The organism is Nocardia sp. BMG111209, assembly GCF_000381925.1.
GTDB lineage: Bacteria > Actinomycetota > Actinomycetes > Mycobacteriales > Mycobacteriaceae > Nocardia.
In genome coordinates, this window is sequence record NZ_KB907309.1 from 208,022 (window position 1) to 225,291 (window position 17,270).

General features: G+C 66.4%; 13 protein-coding genes and 1 pseudogene. 6 read left to right on the forward strand and 8 right to left on the reverse strand.

What is annotated here, in order from left to right:
• Positions 1 to 84: 84 nt before the first annotated feature.
• From G361_RS0132085 to pglW, 3 genes are all read right to left on the reverse strand, one after another.
• The gene (locus G361_RS0132085; protein WP_019931236.1) at positions 85 to 1,293 is read right to left on the reverse strand and encodes an IS4 family transposase; all 1,209 of its coding nucleotides are present in this window, start codon (positions 1,291 to 1,293) and stop codon (positions 85 to 87) included.
• Positions 1,294 to 1,334: 41 nt separating this feature from the next.
• Positions 1,335 to 1,565 carry a hypothetical protein gene (locus G361_RS50560; RefSeq protein WP_026343758.1) on the reverse strand — a complete coding sequence of 77 codons (231 nt, stop codon included), beginning with the start codon at positions 1,563 to 1,565 and terminating at the stop codon, positions 1,335 to 1,337.
• 239 nt (positions 1,566 to 1,804) lie between these two features.
• Positions 1,805 to 6,274 (reverse strand): BREX system serine/threonine kinase PglW, encoded by a 4,470-nt coding sequence (pglW, locus tag G361_RS0132095; protein WP_019931237.1) that lies wholly within the window; start codon positions 6,272 to 6,274, stop codon positions 1,805 to 1,807.
• Between the two features lie 381 nt (positions 6,275 to 6,655).
• Between pglW and G361_RS45670 the strand changes: the two genes are divergently transcribed.
• Positions 6,656 to 7,303 carry a hypothetical protein gene (locus tag G361_RS45670; RefSeq protein WP_155981925.1) on the forward strand — a complete coding sequence of 216 codons (648 nt, stop codon included), beginning with the start codon at positions 6,656 to 6,658 and terminating at the stop codon, positions 7,301 to 7,303.
• A 15-nt stretch (positions 7,304 to 7,318) separates the two neighbouring features.
• Entirely contained in the window at positions 7,319 to 8,443 is a 1,125-nt protein-coding gene (locus G361_RS45675; RefSeq protein WP_019931239.1) for an ImmA/IrrE family metallo-endopeptidase, read from the forward strand.
• Between the two features lie 152 nt (positions 8,444 to 8,595).
• Here G361_RS45675 and G361_RS51955 read toward each other — a convergent pair whose 3' ends face one another.
• Positions 8,596 to 8,718, reverse strand: a complete 123-nt coding sequence (locus G361_RS51955; protein WP_369797975.1) for a glycine zipper domain-containing protein — start codon at positions 8,716 to 8,718, stop codon at positions 8,596 to 8,598.
• Positions 8,719 to 8,742: 24 nt separating this feature from the next.
• Positions 8,743 to 9,789: pseudogene (locus G361_RS0132110) on the reverse strand (transposase); the annotation flags it as partial.
• A gap of 112 nt (positions 9,790 to 9,901) precedes the next feature.
• Between G361_RS0132110 and G361_RS0132115 the strand changes: the two are divergent.
• On the forward strand, positions 9,902 to 11,599 hold the full coding sequence (locus G361_RS0132115) for an IS1182 family transposase (protein WP_036496147.1): 1,698 nt from the start codon (positions 9,902 to 9,904) through the stop codon (positions 11,597 to 11,599).
• A gap of 29 nt (positions 11,600 to 11,628) precedes the next feature.
• On the opposite strand, the gene G361_RS0132120 is transcribed toward G361_RS0132115, so the two are convergent.
• Together G361_RS0132120 and G361_RS0132125 are read right to left on the reverse strand one after the other, a co-directional pair.
• On the reverse strand, positions 11,629 to 11,976 hold the full coding sequence (locus G361_RS0132120) for a transposase (protein WP_026343760.1): 348 nt from the start codon (positions 11,974 to 11,976) through the stop codon (positions 11,629 to 11,631).
• A gap of 105 nt (positions 11,977 to 12,081) precedes the next feature.
• Positions 12,082 to 12,576 carry a hypothetical protein gene (locus G361_RS0132125; protein ID WP_196814704.1) on the reverse strand — a complete coding sequence of 165 codons (495 nt, stop codon included), beginning with the start codon at positions 12,574 to 12,576 and terminating at the stop codon, positions 12,082 to 12,084.
• A gap of 499 nt (positions 12,577 to 13,075) precedes the next feature.
• Between G361_RS0132125 and G361_RS0132130 the strand changes: the two genes are divergently transcribed.
• Genes G361_RS0132130 through G361_RS48730 form a run of 3 tightly spaced genes read left to right on the forward strand, consistent with a single transcriptional unit; the run spans position 13,076 to position 15,544 of the window.
• On the forward strand, positions 13,076 to 13,738 hold the full coding sequence (locus tag G361_RS0132130; RefSeq protein WP_019931244.1) for a sensor domain-containing protein: 663 nt from the start codon (positions 13,076 to 13,078) through the stop codon (positions 13,736 to 13,738).
• 10 nt (positions 13,739 to 13,748) lie between these two features.
• Positions 13,749 to 15,236 carry an EndoU domain-containing protein gene (locus G361_RS48725; RefSeq protein WP_019931245.1) on the forward strand — a complete coding sequence of 496 codons (1,488 nt, stop codon included), beginning with the start codon at positions 13,749 to 13,751 and terminating at the stop codon, positions 15,234 to 15,236.
• Positions 15,237 to 15,253: 17 nt separating this feature from the next.
• Positions 15,254 to 15,544 (forward strand): hypothetical protein, encoded by a 291-nt coding sequence (locus G361_RS48730; RefSeq protein ID WP_019931246.1) that lies wholly within the window; start codon positions 15,254 to 15,256, stop codon positions 15,542 to 15,544.
• A 70-nt stretch (positions 15,545 to 15,614) separates the two neighbouring features.
• Here the strand turns inward: G361_RS48730 and fadD5 are convergent, their stop codons facing one another.
• Positions 15,615 to 17,222, reverse strand: coding sequence for a fatty-acid--CoA ligase FadD5 (gene fadD5, locus G361_RS0132145; protein WP_019931247.1), 1,608 nt, complete (start codon positions 17,220 to 17,222; stop codon positions 15,615 to 15,617).
• Positions 17,223 to 17,270 lie beyond the last annotated feature (48 nt).

Genomic DNA, 17,270 nt, shown 5'->3' on the forward strand with positions numbered 1-17,270 from the left:
CGGGGGTTGGTGCGCCCGCGGCGGGTGGGTAGCAGGTGGCGGGCGATCTCACGCACGCCTTCGGCCAGCGCGTGTGCGAGGTGGTCAGGGGGAAAAGCCCGCCTGCGCGGTCACCTGCCGGCGCGCGAGGCGGATGCTGCGGGTGAACGATAACCGGTCGGCGTCGACGCGGGCGTGATCGGCGGTGTCGTGCATCAGGGTGCGGATGGCGTAGTGGACCAGCAGGTGACCCCAGATTTCCTGCTCGACACCCTCGGGGGAACGCGACCGCAGCACCTGCGCCGGGCCGCGCTGATGGGTCTTGAGCTCATCGAGTGTGGTCTCGATCTCCCACCTTTCGTGATACAGGGCCGCCAGCTCCGCCGCCGGCGCGGCGTCGGGATCGAGGATGGTGGTGATCAGCCGGTACGGGGCTTGCTGGGCCGGGAAACCGGGACCCTCGAGGGTGTATTCGACGACCCGGACGATGGTCGGGTCGGCGCGTGTGCGGTGATCCTTCGCCTCGACGATCTCCGACAGATACGAACCGTCGCCCAGCTCCTCGATCACCGGAAGGATCAGGTGAGAACGAATGCGCCACAACAGATCCGCACCGCCGGCACAGGCAGCCCGCCACAACCCGACACCGGCGAACCCCCGGTCGGCCAGCAGCAGATCGCCCGCACCCAGATGCCCGAAAAGCTGGCGGGCCAGCACCGATTCAGAGACCGTGAACGGCCCCAACGCGGCAGCGGTGATCGCATGAGTGCCGCACTCGGCCAGCGCCACCATCCGCACCTGCGGATACGCGCACCGCTGGGTGCGATGGGTCTTCGGGCGCCCGAAATACCCGGCATTCCCGGCACTGTCGGGAACATCGAAGGTCGTCCCGTCCACCGCGACCACACGCCAGTCCCAATACCAGCCACCAGCGGTCAACTCCGTCGCCATCGGCCGCGCGACCTCGGCGAACAACGCCTTCAACGGCGCCGGCCCCAACTTCACCCGCGCCCGCGAGATAGCCGCCGTGGTCGGCACCTGCCACGACCCCGACCAGCGTTTCGCCCACACCAAACCCTGCGTCAGCAACCGCGCGACTTCTTCGTAACCCTGACCGGAGAACAAGCACATCGCCAGCACGAAATACACCACCACCCGCGGCGGCAGCAACCGGATCCGCTGCCCGGACCGGCCACACTCGTCCACCACACGATCCACCAACTCCGGCGGAAACGTCCGCGTCAACAACCCGATCGCGATCCGATCCGACAACCGCTCATCCGTCTCCAGCTTGACCTGCCCAGGCCGCGGCATCCCAACACCTCCCGGACACCGACCCTACCAACCGAAAACACTTAAGTCACTGGTATTGTGCCTAGCACCCATGCCACCGCGACCTGGGTGATGCGCTCGTCCAGCCAAGCGCTCACGGTGGCGGCGGTGCGCCTGAGTCCGCGCGCCTGGGTCCACTCCTGGCCCAGCCGCGCCCGCACCTCCGGCAGTCTTTGCAGTTGCTGGTTTAGATCTATCTCGATCGCATCGACCCGCTTCTTCAGGTCCGAAAGCAGTGCGGCGCTGTGGATCATACGTAACTGGCCACGCGGTGCGGGGAACAAACCATGGCACTCGGCCAGTCGGTACTGGCCATCACCCGATACTCGGCCTGTACCACATTCGATCGGGCCGCAAACCGGACCACTCGGTCGGCTGATGGCCAAAGCAATGGACACGGATCAGTCTGCACCACAACAGAATCCACTATCAGCGCCGCAAAATCATCCTGAGGAGCCGACCGGCAGTTACACCCCAACCTGACCAGTGACGATCATGCGGTGACTCCCGTATCGGTCGAGGGGGCGGCGCGGTGGACGTTGCGAATCCAGGACTCCGGCAAGGAGATCCATTCGTTGAGCGCGGACTGGTACGGCACCGCCGCCGCGCTCAGATGCGGCTGGCGCAGCGGGTCCGCCTGCGGGCACAACAGCCACAGACCGCCGCGGCCACGGCGAGCCTGCTCGGCCAGGCGGCCCAGTACCCCCATGGCGTCGTAACGAGCGAACACCAGGGTTTCGGTGAGCAGCAGCGGGCCGTCGCCGCCGATGTTGTCGGCGATCTCCGGCTCGATGCGTCCCCAGGCCGTGCGCACGTATTCCGAGAACTTCAGCGCGGAACGGGAACCCGGCTCGGCGACGTCCGCGCGCAGGATGGTGTCCCACGTGGGCTTGCTCCCGGGCGGAACCAGATCGTGCAGGACCGACAGGAACAGTGCTGTCGCCGACAGCGGCCTCGCCGAAAAACGCTCACGCAGTTCGACAACGGGGCGAATGCCGGCCGAGGCCGGGGATGTCAGCACCCGGAATCCGTCGCGCGGTGCGGCGCCGAGCAGCAGTTCTTCCGCACGCGCCGCCCGGGCCAGATCGGGGTCGTCGGAGTATGTGCTCGCCGCGCGCAAGGTGACAGCCGTGGACCAGCGCCGGGCGTGCACGGTGAAGCTGGACTGCCGATCGGAGTGCTCCGGGATGTAGCGCTGCACGCGGGTCTGCGGATGCGTCGCCACCACCAGCGCGAAACCGGCCTCGTGCAACGCTTTCGTCAGCTCCGGCGTGGGTTGGTCCCGGTCACTGCCTGCGATGGTCAGCTCCGGGAACCGCGCCAGGATCCGGTCGAACACCTGCTCTGCGCGCAAACCCGGTTGCTGGGCGAGCGGCACGCCCGCGGCCGGGGTGAGCAGGCCGGCCTGGGTCAGCCGGATCGCCCGCACCAGCGGCAGATCCCGCGGATAGATCTCGAGTCGCGGCGTCACGGCCGCATTCCGGGACGCGCCGACGGCAACCTGCACCAGCCGGCGGTCATCCCAGGTGAGGTTGCCCAGTGGCCGGTCGATGGCGCCGAGCCGGTCCAGCACGGTCGCCGCCGTCGGCAAAGTTTCCTGCGCGGCCAGGGCATCGGCCGTCTTGCCCAGGCGCAGTGCATAACTCGTCAATGCCGTGGCGGCCGGGGTACCGGGATCGGCGTCCTCGCGGGCTTCGAGTGCCAGTAGCACTACCGGATTGGCGCCAGTATCGCGCTTCTGGGCGACATACAGTTCCGCCTCGTCCGGGGCGAGCTGTTCCACTTCCACCACGACCCGCACCGCCGCCAAACCCAGGGCGCGGCGGTCGGCGCGGTCGTCCAGGCGGGTGCCGCGCCGGGCGACCAGCGCGTCGGCCAGTTCGGTCGCCGCCGCGATGCGGCCCATACCGGCCAGCAGCTCCAGCACCTGCGCGCGCAGCTCCTGTACCGCCGGATCCTTCTTCCATTGCTGCCGTTGGGCTTTCAGCAACTGGGCGACGCGACCGCCGGTCAGGCCGAGAGTGTCCGCAACGGCCGCCTGGGTCGGCCAGGCATCCAGCTCCGGAAGATCTCCCGCGCCGGGAATCCGCAGCAGTCGCGCGACCACGTCCACCTTGCTGGCGTTGGTGCTGTTGTTGTTGCGTTCCGGCACGAAGCGGGCGGCCAGGGTGTCCAGGCTCAGCGTGCGCAGCAGGCCCGCGCCCAGATCGGTTTGGGCAGCGGTGATTTCCTCCCGCGCCTCTTTTCGGGACGCCGGGGTGAGGGGAGCGGGTTCGGCGTTGCCGAGGCGGCGACCCCACTCCCGCAGCCGATCCTGGATCTCGCGGCGGGCGCGCGCCCCCAGGCCCGGAGCGTTGATCAACTTGTTGCGGCCGTAGTCCAGGAATTCACCGACGGTATTGACCTCGAGCCCGTACAGGAACTGCTCGGTGGCCGCCGTCAGCCCGGCCTGCGACAGGTGGGTATCGCGGGTCGCCTGGTCGGCGATCAGCCGCCGCTGATCCTCCGGCGACACCACATCCACGTCGGCCGGTGGCGCCGGATGCGCACTCAGCGGACGCGACGGCACCGACCGGGTCATGTCCAGGAAGACCTTGCGCCACGCATCGCGCATCGGCTTCAGATCCGAGAATCGTTGCGCCACATCGCGATGCAGGGCCTTGCGGAAGAACGCCACCAGGCCGTCGCGCACCGACGGGTCGAATGCGTCGGCGGCGACCTCCGGATACGGGAATTCCGCGGCGGACAGCTGACGGGGCAGCACGCTGCCGTCGCCCCATCGCGGCAGCTCCCCCGACGCCATCTCGTGCAGCGTCACCGCGAGGGCGTAGCGCTCGGCGTGCGCGTCGTACACCGAGCGGATCAGGGTACCGATGAACGGATCCAGATAGCCGTCGGTGCCGGCCTCGGTGTGCTTCACCGGGTAGCCCGCGAGCGAGAAATCGATGAGCACCAGCTCGCGAGTTCGGTTGGGGCGCACTCGAATCGCGATGTTGTCCGGTTTCAGGTCGCGGTGCCAGACGCCCTCGCCCTCGAGGAAATCGACGGCGGCGAACAGATAGTCGCTGTAGGTCTCGAGCCGGCCCACCTGCAATCGGCCGTTGTCGCGCAGTTCGCGCGCGACGGTCTCCTCGGTGCGGTGTCCCGGCCCCGATTCCAATCCCTGTTCGTCGCCGACATATTCGAGCACCAGAGCGCTGCGGCCGCCCAGCGTCAGCACATCGGGCTCGACCAGGTTGATCACGCCGGAGTGATGCCGCAGCGTGCGCAGCACGGCAGCCTCGCGGGTGAGCACCTCACCGCGGTCGTCCGACAGCGCTACCTTCAGCACCACATATGCCTTGGCGCCGCGCTTCTCCTCCGCTTGCAGATCGCGTACCAGCAGCGCACGGCTCGTCGAACCAGTGCCGAGACGGCGGCGCACCAACCAGCGGCCGTCCAGCACATCCTCCGGAACCGCTTCCAGCGGATCCTTTTCCGGTTCGGCGGGAGGCTCCTCGGGCGCGGTGAGTTTCTCCTCGACATTTTCGAGCAGCTCGAGGAATTCGCCCATGGAGGTAGGCCGTTGAGACGGTTGATAATCGGTGGCCAGCGCCACCAGCAGATCCAGTTCCAAGGGCACATTGTCGACCAATGCACCGGGCCGCAGCTCCGCACCGGATTCCAAGCGCGCCAGTAACTCCGCCGCGCTGGTGGCCGGTGCCTTACCCGTCACCACCAGGTAGGTGAGCAATCCCAGCCCGTAGACATCCAGCGCGATCGGGTCCGGGGCGAGCGCGCCCAGTTCGGGGGCGAGATAGGGATTCGAGGCGGTGGGCAGATGCTGCGCCGACAGGGTGGTCGGGGCATGGCGGGTCATGGTGTGCGCCGAGCCGGGCGACTGCTGGGTCGCCACATGCCAATCGGAGATCTGCAACAGTGGCTTGCTCCACCGCTCCGCCTCACTGTCACCGCGGCGGGGCACCACGTGAATCGAGCGAGCAGACAGCGCCCGGTGATACAGCCGCATCGAATGCGCCGACTTCAAGGTCTCCGTCAGCTGCCGGACCAGTTCGACCCGGTCGCCGAGGTCCAGCAGGTCACCGTGCTGGGTGAGGTAGTCGTCCAGGTGCAGGGTGTCGGGGTGGTAGCGGAAGATCAGGGCGGGACCCGCCGAATGGCCGGACGGGTCGAACTGGTCCAGCTGCACGGCACCGGGATGCCGGAACCTGCGCAGTACCACGGCTTCTCGCCGGGCCGCCGCGTCCACCGATTTGCGGATCTCCTCGTCCGCGCCGCGTTCGCGCAGATAGATCCGGATGCGTACCGGTTCGCGCAGCTCGGTGTGGGAGGCGAGATAGTCCTGCCAGGTCGGTCCGGCGTCGAAGGGTTTGCGCTCCAAGCGGTACGGGCCGACGGTGAAGTCGGCATCGCTGCGCCGGATGCCGATCTGTTCCAGTGCCTTCTTGACGGCTTTGGCGCGCTGGACACTGATGGTGTGCCCGACGTCCCGGACCGGTGCGTCGAGCCGGGCGAGCAGTTCCTTGATCGTGTGCGTGCTCGCCCGGTCGCCTGTCGAGACGTCGAAGCGCAGTCCGGGATTGGTCAGGCAGACCGCCGAGCCGACGAACACCCGGGCACCGTTGTCGGCGAGCAGCCCCGCCAGCTCCTTGCTCTTCTGGTTCGCCAGATGCAGCGGATTCTTGTGATACCTGCGGTTGCCGCGGACCGGGGTCTGCACCCAGTCGCCGCCCTCGGCGGTCAGGCGGCCGCTCCAGTCCTTGAGCTCGATCAGATACACCCCGTTCGGGGCGATCACCAGCAGGTCCACCTCACGGATATGGCCGGTGTTGGCGGTGAAGGTGAAGTTGGACCACGCGTACCACGGATCGACGTTCGGCAGTTGCGCCCGGATCGCTTCCAGCCCCCGGCGCTCGTGCTCGAAGTTCGACTCGGTGACCGTTGTCCACCGACCCTCGTCCATACGCGCGCAGTCCTGTTCTCGTTGTTCGCTGTGTTCGACTTGCCCTGCCCCACAGTCCGCCCCGGATGCCGCCGTAGCTGTCGCGGTGCCCAGCAAATCGGGCGATTCGCCGATTCCGATCGACCTCCTGGAAAACATTAGCTCGTCGAACCCGGGCCATGGGCCGTCTGCCATCCCTTTCGCCGGACGAGCCACATAGCACTGTCGCTGCGAGCACACGGCCAACGGTGCCTGATCACGTGCAGAGTCGTTGTCGTGGTTCGGCAGGCCACCTCCACCCTGCCCGGGGGAATGATCGGATGTGACTTCTCGTTTCGTCACCTCATTTGAGGTAACGTTTCGAGAAGTTGGCAGCGTCACGTGCGCAGGGAGGGATCAACGATGGTGCAGCCTCCGACCTACGAAGGGCCGCGTGCCGCAAGGCGATTGGCCGAGCTGGGGTTGAGCGTCGAAATGCTGGAGACGGTGTTCGAGCGCGCAGAGGCCGATGTGCGGATGTGCACGAAACACGACCCACCGACAATGCCCGGCTTCACCCGCTGGGCTCGAATCGTGCGGTTCCTGCGCGAAGAGCTCGAGAGCGACGGGTGGACTTACGACAACCCGGCCAACCAGCCGCGCACAATTCATCCCCGGAAACTGCTCGCGATCGTGGTGAAGTCGGGAGACGAGGTAACCGGGTTCGACATGCCGGGGCTGTGGCCGGCGAACAGGAACCCCATCGGCGAAGCCACGAGGCGAGCCGTCGACGACAACGGACAGTTCGCGCTGTTCACCGCGGAAGATCTGCCCGGCCTGAGCAAGACGCCGATGTGGGTGCTGCTCTATCAGATCATCGACGGAGTGGTGCAGGCGGAGCTGTCGCTGCCCGACAAGATCGAAGGTGACCGGATCGGTCACTGGCTCGAACGGATCATCCTGCCTGCGATCGACCTCGGTCCCGACCACATCGGTAGGGTGGGTCCGTCGCGTGACGATGGCGGCGATACCGATGCCTACACCGTCGAGGTCGAGCGCAAAGAGGGATGAAAGGACAACTCCGTGATGCTGGCGCCTTCCCGACTGCGGATCGCGCGCAAGCGACAGGGATTGACCTTGACCGACCTCGCCCGGGAAACGGAGCTCAGCCGACGTAGTTTGTCGGCTTACGAAAACGGCAAGCAGCAGCCGACCCAGCACACACTCGCGTGCCTGGCCGCCGCTTTGCACGTAGCGCCGAAGTTCCTCACCGGCCCCGATCTCGATGAGATCCCACCCGAGGCGGTCAGTTTCCGTGCGATGAGCAAGATCACCGCACGGCAACGTGATCGAGCCTTGGCAGCAGGCCGGATCGCCATCGAGCTGAACGAGTGGATCGAGGCCAGGTTCACCGTTCCCGCGCCCAACGTGCCGAGTCTGACCGGGACCGATCCGGAAATCGCGGCCGAGATGGTCCGAGCGCATTGGGGAGTCGGGCAGACACCGATCAAGAACATGGTGCACCTGCTGGAAGCCAATGGAGTGCGGGTGTTCTCCCTGACCGGGGAGAGCGCAGAACTGGATGCCTACGCACTGCACTGGCGCAAACAGCCGTATGTCTTCTTGAACACTGGAAAGTCCAGCGAGAGAGCGCGATTCGATTGTGCGCACGAATGCGGCCACCTGGTTCTGCACAGTGGTGATCGCATCCCGAACGAACCGGGAGCCGAAGCCGAAGCAGACCGCTTCGCCGCGGCCTTCCTCATGCCGCGCGCAGCAATCCTCAGCCAGCGATTACGGGAAGCCACCATCGATCACGTCCTCGAAGCGAAGCGTCATTGGAATGTCTCGGCGATGGCGCTCACCCGCCGGCTTTTCGACCTCGACTTGCTGACCGATTGGCGATACCGGTCACTGTGTGTTCAGTTGTCGCAGATGGGCTATCGCCGAGCTGAGCCCGATGGAGTGCCTCGCGAGACATCGATGCTGCTCACCAAGGTCTTCGCGGCACTCCGCGAAGACGGACAGCGGCCTTCGGCCATTACCGATGACCTCGGACTGTCTGCCACCGACCTGCACGCCCACGTCCTGGGACTCACCATGGTGGCACTCACCGATCAGTCCCGAAGTCTTCCCCATGAACCAAGTTCCGCGCCAGCACAAGTCGACGCCACTGCTCGGCCGCGCCGGGGAAGACTCCGTCTCTCGTAGCACAAGCGGGACGTGGCCCCTGTCAATCCCCTCCATTTAGCGGCCTCTGCCGCGGACGGTGCGGGAATCCCCGCACAGCCCGGTAGCCGCCAAGCTCGAAATATGCAGGTGGCCCGACAAGGATCGGGTCCGGGAACCCGTCTCGCTGCAGATCAGCAGTAGCAGTGATATTCGTACACGTTGCGCTCGTCGGAAGCGGGCAGTGACCTGCCGAAAGCGTTGCCGAGGCCTGCACCGACGAGGGCTCCTACGAGCATCCCGGCGGAATTTGTCAACCTGAATGAGACCGCTGGGTGTGTTTAGGCTGCTGTCTGCTGTTCCTCGCTGTCTGGTTTCGGCTGGTTGATCCAGACGGTCTGGGGAAGTGTCAGGATCTTCGGGACGGTGGCGGTGCCGAATCGGCCTGGATGTGCGGCGCGGGCGGCGTCCAGGACCGCGCGCCGGTCGGCGGCCTTGCCGGTGGCGAGGCCGTAGTGGACATCGGCCGGTGTGTGCAGCCCCAGGCCGGTGTGGCGGTGTTCATGGTTGTACCACTGGGTAAACGAATCCATGAATTGTCTTGCCTCGGTGAGTGATCCGAACCGTTCGGGGAACTCTGGACCGTATTTCACTGTCTTGAACAGTGATTCGCTGAACGGGTTGTCATTGGACACCCGCGGTCTGGAGTGGGATCGGGTCACGCCCAGCTCGTCGAGCAGGGCGGCGACGGTCTTGCTGGTCATCGACGTGCCGCGGTCGGCGTGCACCACCTCCGGGATGCCGTGGACACCGAACACCGTGCGCATCATCTCGACCGCGAGCTGCCCGGATTCGCTGTTATGGACCACGACACCGACGATGTAGCGGGAGAAGATGTCCAGCATCACGTAGGCGTCGAAATACTGGCCCTTGACCGGGCCGGCGAGCTTGGTGATGTCCCACGAATACACCTGCCGGGGCCCGGTCGCGACCAGTTCCGGGCACACCTTCTTGCCGTGCCGGGCTTGACGGCGCCGGTCCTTGACCTGGGAGTTCTCCGCCAGGATCCGGTACATCGTCGACACCGAACACAGGTATTCACCGCGATCGAGCAGACGCGCGTAGATCTCGAGCGGCGCGCAGTCCACGAACTCGTCGCTGTTGAGCGTGGCCAGCACCCGCCGCCGCTCCGAAACGGTGAGTTTGTTACCCGGCGCCGCCCGCACCACCGGCGCGGCCCGCACCGCGGGGCGACGGTTCATCCTCGCCCGCGCCAGCCCGGTCAACGCGCTCGCCCGCCGCTGACCGATCCCGGTGCCGCACAACGATTCCCACGCTACGATCAGCGCTTCTTCGGCTTCGGCTCGTCGGAGCCCGCGCTCTCGGACAGACTTTCCAAGCTTGACTCTGTCGGTGATCTTGGAATTCGGCATGTTGCGGCTGGCGGGCTGTCACACTGCGGGGCGCGAATACTACTGCGTCCCTTGAAGGAACAGGTGAATGTCACTCGGACCCGGACCGGCCACGACGGTCCCGCCGCTGACGGCGCGGGTGGCCCGCGCCAGTAATCCTCGCGGTACCACGGCGATGTGGATACGTGATCGGCTCGAAAGTCTATGGAGCAACGAGGATTTCGCCGACTGGTATCCGCGCGATGGGCGGCCGGGTCTGTCCCCGGCGCAGCTGGCCACCGTGTGCGTGCTGCAGTACGTGCTGGACCTGTCCGATCGGCAGGCGGCCGAGGCCGTGCGCTGTCGTATCGATTTCAAGTACGCGCTGTGCCTGGAGTTGGACGATCCCGGCTTCCATCACAGCGTGTTGAGCGATTTCCGTGACCGGCTCGCAGAAGGCGACCGTGCCGACCGCTTGCTCGATCTTGCTCTGGCCCGGCTCACCGACGCCGGACTGGTGCGTGAGCGTACTACTCAGCGCACCGACTCCACCCATGTATTGGCCGCGGTGCGCGACCTGACCCGGCTCGAGCTGGTCACCGAGGCTGTCCGCGCCGCGCTCGAGGAACTTACCCGCACCGCCCCGGACACGCTGGCCGGTCTGGTCGACGAGGAGTGGGGGCGCCGCTATGGCCGCCAGGTGAGGCTGGGCAAGAACCCGACCCGGCCCAAGACCAGGATCCTCACCGCCGGCGAAGACGCTTGCCGACTGCTGGAGCATCTGTGGCAGCACGGGCCGGACCGCCTGCGCGGCCCCCAGATCCAGGCCCTGCGGCAGATCGTCTTGCAGAACTACTACCGTGACGACAAGGGCCGCCTGCGCTGGCGTACCGACGATGAGGGCGGTCTGCCGCCCTCATCGGTGACGATCGTTTCTCCCTATGACGTCCAGGCCCGCTACGCGCGCCGGGGACAGGTCACCAGGTGGAAGGGGTTCCTGGTCCACCTGACCGAGACCTGCGCGACCGAGGGCACCAATGTGATCACCGACGTGGCCACCACCCCGGCCACCACCAACGACGCCCAGGCCCTTCCCGGGATCCACACCCGTCTCCAGCGTCGCGGTCTGCTTCCCGCCGAGCACCTGGTCGACGGCGGCTACACCTCCCTGGTCCACGTCGCACAGGCGGCCCGCGAACACCAGGTCACGGTCAGCGGGCCGCTACCGGGCAACCCCACCCGTCAGTACCGCGAGAACGCGGGCTACGGCAGAGACGACTTCCACATCGACTTCGATCGCCGACAGGTGATCTGTCCGCAGGGCCAGGTCAGCAAGGGATGGCACGGCCCCTACCCGACATCATCACCCACCGCGGCCCCGCTGATCGTGGCCCGGTTCACCAAAGCCCAGTGCCAGCCGTGTCCGGTCCGCAGCAAGTGCACCACCTCCCGTGAGAGCGCCCGCAACGTGGGCTTTCCCCCGCGAGAACTCCTCGACCTGCAAGTGCGGGCCCGAGCCGAGCAGCAGAGCCCTGCTTGGCAGCAGAGGTATGCCGTGCGTTCGGGAATCGAGGGCACCGTCTGCGAATTCGCGCACGGGCACGGCATGCGGCAATGCCGCTACCACGGCCAGGCCAAAGCCCACGTCCAGCACGTCCTCACCGCCATCGCCGTGAACGTCGAACGCCTCAGTGCAGGACTGCCACCAGACCAGCCACCCCCGGCCCGGCCACCGACAGCCTTCCAAAAACACCTGGACCACAACGGAATTCCCCGGCTACGGTCCTGGCGGGCGGTCAGCAGCTGATCTTGTAATTCACAAGATCACCGACAGAGTCAAGCCAAGAGCGCGTGCGCTTTTCCCATGATCTCGAGCGCGGCGTCGGTCATCGCCTGCTTCTTCTGTGCTTTCGCCAGCTCCGCTTTCAACCGGGCGATCTCGGCCTGCTCCGGCGACAGGCGGCCGACCTTCTCACCCGGCGCCTTACCCGCCAGCACACCAGCATCGCGCTGGCGGCGCCACTCGGTGATCAATGACGAATACAGGCCCTGCTCCCGCAGATAGGCTGCGCCGCCGCCGGGCTGCCCGCACGCGGTCTCGTACGCGGCCAGATGCGCCAGCTTCTCCGCCGGGCTGAACGCCCGCCGCCGTCGCCCGCCCGCGGCGGGGTCACTGCTACCCATCCCGACATTCTCGCCGGACCGCCGGCGCGTCGTGCTGGTGGTAGTCATCGTGGTAATCGATCCATCTCTCGCCCTACAACGCCGAGTTGCTGTGAACCAGCGGACTCACCTCAGGCTGACACGTAGGGCGGCGGGAACGGTGATGATTGCGAGCACGCCCATGCCGATCAGGCCGAGGAAGCCGAGGGCGGCACCTGCGGTGAAGCCGATCAGGCCGCCGACGCCGGCTCCGATCTCGCCGTTGAGGTCTCGTTGGGAGATCCAGCCGTCGATCGGTTCGGCGGTCAGCCGGGTACCGCTCGGATCCACGGCGGCGGACAGGGCTACGGTGCCGTGCGTGGTGGCGACGGTGAAGGGGATTTCGCCGATGCGTGTGCCGGTGGCATCGGTGACGACAATGCCGGTGTCGGTCGGGGTGAAGCGGCCCTGGTCGAGGGTGACGGTGACGTTCTTCGCCGCGACGGGGTGCGAAATGGTGAAGGCCACACCGTGATCGACGCCTCGCAGCGCGGTCGGAGCTGTCTCCGGCGCTACCTGCGGTTCGGCATGGGCGAGTCCTTCGGCGATGCCGGTGAGAGCGGTGGTGAGCACAGCTGTCATCACGATTTTCTGGAATTGCATGGGGGCGTGCTTCTTTCGGACGTGGGATCTCGCGTCGAACGCGATGGGATGATGCCCGGCCCGTAGCGGTTCAGGATCGGCGATGCCGGCTGCGGTGCTGCGGGTGGGCTGGAGGTGGTGCGATTGGGGTCTACACCTGCCGGATCGCGGGCCGTACCGCTACCGTGCGCGGGCTCGATGGGGCTGAGCGCACAGCGATGCACGCAGACATGTCCTGCTCCCTCCCGAACGGTGCGCAGATCCCTCATTGCGCACCGTTGTTGTTGGGACAGTAAGGGACTCGGATGCCGATGCGCAAGATCGAGTTCCGCCGTCGCCAGCGCTCGGCCGCCGGGCAGCAATGACCGCAGGGTGCTCCGTCGACCAACCTGGGTGATGATGCTCGCACTGGACAGATTCGGCTGTGCCGCGGGACCATAGCGGGAGCCGGTTGTCGTTGCACGGGGGCACGACCGGACGCGATCGGGGGAGGTCGGAAATGGGCTGGCGGCCGAATGGATTCGCGGTCGGGGTGGTGTCGGCTGTACTGATCGGCGTCACAGGTTGTTCGGCGGTCGGTGGTTCCGCTGCTCCGGACTACCCGGCCGGCAGTATCGATGCGGCCTTGATGAACACCCACGATGCCGGTGGGCGGATCGGCGCCGCGCTGTGGTTTCGGACCGATGCCGGTAAACCCGGTGCGGCGCAAACGGTTACGCCGGCCGAATGTCAGGCGGCGGCAACCCCGGCATCGGATCTGGTATTCGGGAACTCCTGGACCGATTTCCGGCTGAGCACTTTTCAGGAGAACGCGAACACCTGGGATCACAGCCTCACGCAGGCGGTGGGTCGTTACGAGAATGCGGACCGGGCTCGGGATGCGTTCACGAAGCTGACTCAGGCTCTGATGACATGTGGGGACAAGGAGATTGCGGTTCTGCGCGGCGCCGGTGCCGTGGATTCCAAGTGGCGCAACCATATCGACACGTCGAGTGCCGACACGGTGTGGTGGAACGCCGAGCAACTCGACGCCACCGGTTGGCGCTGTTATCGCGAAGCGCGATTGAAGCAGGCCGTGCTGCTGCAGGTCGCGCTCTGTCAATCGGGCAACGGTCAGCCTGCGGCGACAGCGATCGCCGATAAAGTTGCCGCCAAACTGTAAGGGCGCGATCATGATCCGGCTCACCGCTCGCGTCTTGTTCGCGGTCCTCGCCGCTGTTCTGTTGCTCAGCTCATCGGTTTCTGCGCAGCCTCCGGCGATTCCGCAGCCGACGCCATCGGATGTCGCCCGGATCGCGCCGAACAATCGCAATCCCGCCGAGTTGAGTCAGCGGATCGCGGTCTTCGACGCCAAAGCCAACGGTTTCCTGGGCCGGGCCGAGGCGCTGCGTAACTGGGAAGCTCGGCTTCGGACCGAGGAATCGGCTCTGCAGGGCCGGAAGGCCGCACTCGATGCCGAGGGCAATGCGCTCGAGGCGCGTCGGCCGTCGCCGTACGCATCGAGCGGGGCGATCGCTGCTTTCAACACGCAGATCGATGCGTTCAACGGCAAGGTCAGCGCCTACAACACCGATGTCGACAATCATCGAGCGGACGTCGGCCGATACAACGACGAAACTGCCGCTCTGCGCGCCCTGCAACAGGAGCTGTCGCAGGAGGCCGATGCCATCGACGCGGAGCTGGCACGCGTCGAGGCCGAAGCGCAGCGCGCGAGCCGGCCGCGGCCGACGGCGCCGCAGCCGGGGAATCAAGCACAGCGGCAGGCGCCGACCGGTGTCGACACATCGCCGGTCCCGGTCTCCGGTAATGCGGCCAGCCGACAGCAGCAGGCCGCTGCGTTGCGAAAGTATGCGCAGGACAAGAGTATTCAGCTCGTCGAACGACCGGTTACCTCTCGGCTGACGGCGGACACGCTGAGCCACATGTCCGAACAGGAGGTGGCGGCGCTCACCGGCGGCGGGCAACGGGAATTCGATGCTCTGGCACGTCGGGCCGACGGCACCTATGTCGGGGTGGTGGTACGCAGATCCTCGGGAGTCGATCCGAGCGAGGCGGCATTCGACGCCTCGATCTCTCGTGGTGGACAGGCCGAGACCACGCTGGACGGTGCCGCGATCACCATCACCGGGGTCGACCTGATCGACCCTGTCGCGAACGACGGTGGCACACCGGCGCCTCCGGTCCCCGGATCCTCGACCGCTCCGACAGCCTCGGCGGCACCGCCGACCACCGCAACCCCGGACACCGAGCAAGCCGATACTCCGACCACCGGTGGCCCGAATTCGACCGGGGGAACGCTGTGGGGTGTCGTCCCGGGTGGCCCGCCGAATATCACGATCACCCAGCGTGACCGGATCCATATCCTGGACGGTCATGGCGATGGCATCAACGGCGGTCATGCTCCGGGGACAGGTATGCCGAACAAGACCGAGTTCCCGGACGATTGGGAAGACGACGAGATCATCGACCGGATCGTGGATGTGGCACGGAATCCGGATCATCCGCCCGAGTTGCAGAAGAACGGCAGGTGGCTGGTCAAAGGCCGCCGGAACGGCGTCGACATCGAGGTCGTGGTTCTGCCCGGCGGCCGCGTCTGGACCGGGTATCCCACCGGCGGACAGGGTGTGATCCACAATGACGAGCACGGTAATCCGAAATAGCGGAATCGAGGAGGTCGGTGGACCTGGTCAAGCTGCACAACGACTCCCGCGCGCTGCTGGAGCGTTTCGCCGACCGGCTGCCCGCGGACACTCTCGCGACTTACCGAACCTTCAGCGATGTGGGCGAATGGGGTGAGTTGATCGACAACCTGTGTGCCAGTTTCGTTGTCGACCGCATCCCGATGACGGCGGCCGAGCGTGACAGCGTGGCGGCGCTGTTGGCGATGTTCCCGACGCCGCCGGAGGATTACACCTACCTCGGCGACCCGTCGCGTGTTCTGGCTGGGCTCAACGTCGACGAGCCGTGAGACTCATACCGGCCGCATCGCCGCCGTGGTGTGACAACCCGATGCGGCGGGTGCGGCTCGGTGGCGGCGCTCAGTCGGCCAGCCCCACATCCTTACTCCCGTAAGCCTTCCGCAGTTCCGGCTTCACGACCTTTCCGCTGGCGTTGCGCGGGAGTTCATCGACGATCACCAGATCCTTCGGATGTTTGAAGCGGGCGAGGTTCTCGTTGAGGTGGGGTTCGAGGTCGGGCAGCGACAGGTTGTCGATGCCGGGGGCGAGGACGATCACGGCTACCGGGACCTCGCCCCATTTCTCGTCGGCGCGGCCGATCACCGCGGCCTCGGAGATGGAAGGGTGGGAGTACAAGGCGTTTTCGACCTCGGCGCAGTAGATGTTCTCGCCGCCGGAGATGATCATGTCTTTGGCTCGGTCGACTACGTAGAGGAAGCCGTCTTCGTCTTCGCGGACCAGGTCGCCGGAGTGGAACCAGCCGCCGCGGAATGCATCTGCGGTGCCTTGGGGGTTGCGCCAGTAGCCCTTCATGAGATTCGGGCCTCGGTAGACGATTTCGCCTACCTCGCCGGGCTTTACGTCGTTCATCATGGGGTCGACTATGCGGGCGGTGACCGCGGGGACGACCTTGCCTACCGAGCCGAGTTTGCGGAGGGCGTCCTTGCCTTCGAGAACGCATGTGACGGGGGACATTTCGGTTTGGCCGAAGGCTGTCATGTTGAGAGCTCGAGGGAAGGTCTCGTTCATGGCGGTGAGGACCGTGTCGGAGGCGGGGGCGGCGCCCCAGCTGATGGTGCGGAGGGCGAGGGTGCGGGGTCTGGCTTTCTGGGCGGCGCAGACGGCTTGCCATTGGGCGGGGACCATGAAGACCGAGGTGGTGCCTTCGCGTTCCATGGTGTCGAGCATGGCGTCGGGGTCGAAGGCGCCCAGGGGGTGGATCACCGCGCGGATGCCGCGGTAGAGGACGGGGGCGAAGGCCGCGAGGCCGGCGATGTGGAAGATGGGGGGTACCACGGAGGTTACGTCGTCGTCCGAACCGCCCTGGACCGAGTTGATGGTGATCACCGCCTGCGCTTGCAGGTTGGTGTGGGTGAGCATGGCGCCCTTGGGTTTTCCGGTGGTGCCCGAGGTGTACATGATGAGGGCGACGGTGTCCTCGGGGACGTCTGTCTCGGGCAGGTCGGAGGGGTCCTCGGTGAGGAGGGTTTCGTAGTCGAGGTGGGCCGGGTCGTCTCCGTTGTCGACCACGATCAGGGTTTCGATCGTGCCGGTGGACGCTCGTACCGCGTCCATCAGGGGGGCGAGGAGTTTTTCGGTGACTACTACCTCGGCGCCGCTGTCGGTGACCAGGTATGAGACCTCGGCGGGGCTCATTCGGATGTTGACCGGGACCGGGATCGCGCCGATCAGGGTGGCGCCGAGTACGGCCTCGAGGTATTCGGTGCGGTTCAGGAGGGCCATCAGGATGCGGTCGCCGAATCGCACGCCGCGGCGGTGCAGGGCGGCGGCGAAGGCGCGGGATCGGTCGTCGAGTTCGCGCCAGGTGGTCGACTCGTCCAGGTATCGGATGGCCGTTCGGTCGGGGGTCATCAGCGAATGGCGGTGTACCTGGTTGTTCCAGTGGTTACGTCGCGAGTGCAGCGGCTCGGTGATCGATTCGTTGGCAGACTCCGTGGTGGCGGTCATTCTCGCTCCTGTCCTGTGCGCGGCCCGGACAGCCGGGCACTGCGGACT

Coding starts and splice junctions, on each gene's coding strand:
- G361_RS50560 (WP_026343758.1), bottom strand. CDS start 1,565: ATGATCCACAGCGCCGCACTGCTTTCGGACCTGAAGAAGCGGGTCGAT.
- pglW (WP_019931237.1), bottom strand. CDS start 6,274: ATGGACGAGGGTCGGTGGACAACGGTCACCGAGTCGAACTTCGAGCAC.
- G361_RS0132115 (WP_036496147.1), top strand. CDS start 9,902: ATGTCACTCGGACCCGGACCGGCCACGACGGTCCCGCCGCTGACGGCG.
- G361_RS0132085 (WP_019931236.1), bottom strand. CDS start 1,293: ATGCCGCGGCCTGGGCAGGTCAAGCTGGAGACGGATGAGCGGTTGTCG.
- G361_RS0132120 (WP_026343760.1), bottom strand. CDS start 11,976: ATGGGTAGCAGTGACCCCGCCGCGGGCGGGCGACGGCGGCGGGCGTTC.
- G361_RS0132125 (WP_196814704.1), bottom strand. CDS start 12,576: ATGACAGCTGTGCTCACCACCGCTCTCACCGGCATCGCCGAAGGACTC.
- G361_RS0132130 (WP_019931244.1), top strand. CDS start 13,076: ATGGGCTGGCGGCCGAATGGATTCGCGGTCGGGGTGGTGTCGGCTGTA.
- G361_RS45675 (WP_019931239.1), top strand. CDS start 7,319: ATGCTGGCGCCTTCCCGACTGCGGATCGCGCGCAAGCGACAGGGATTG.
- fadD5 (WP_019931247.1), bottom strand. CDS start 17,222: ATGACCGCCACCACGGAGTCTGCCAACGAATCGATCACCGAGCCGCTG.
- G361_RS45670 (WP_155981925.1), top strand. CDS start 6,656: ATGGTGCAGCCTCCGACCTACGAAGGGCCGCGTGCCGCAAGGCGATTG.
- G361_RS48725 (WP_019931245.1), top strand. CDS start 13,749: ATGATCCGGCTCACCGCTCGCGTCTTGTTCGCGGTCCTCGCCGCTGTT.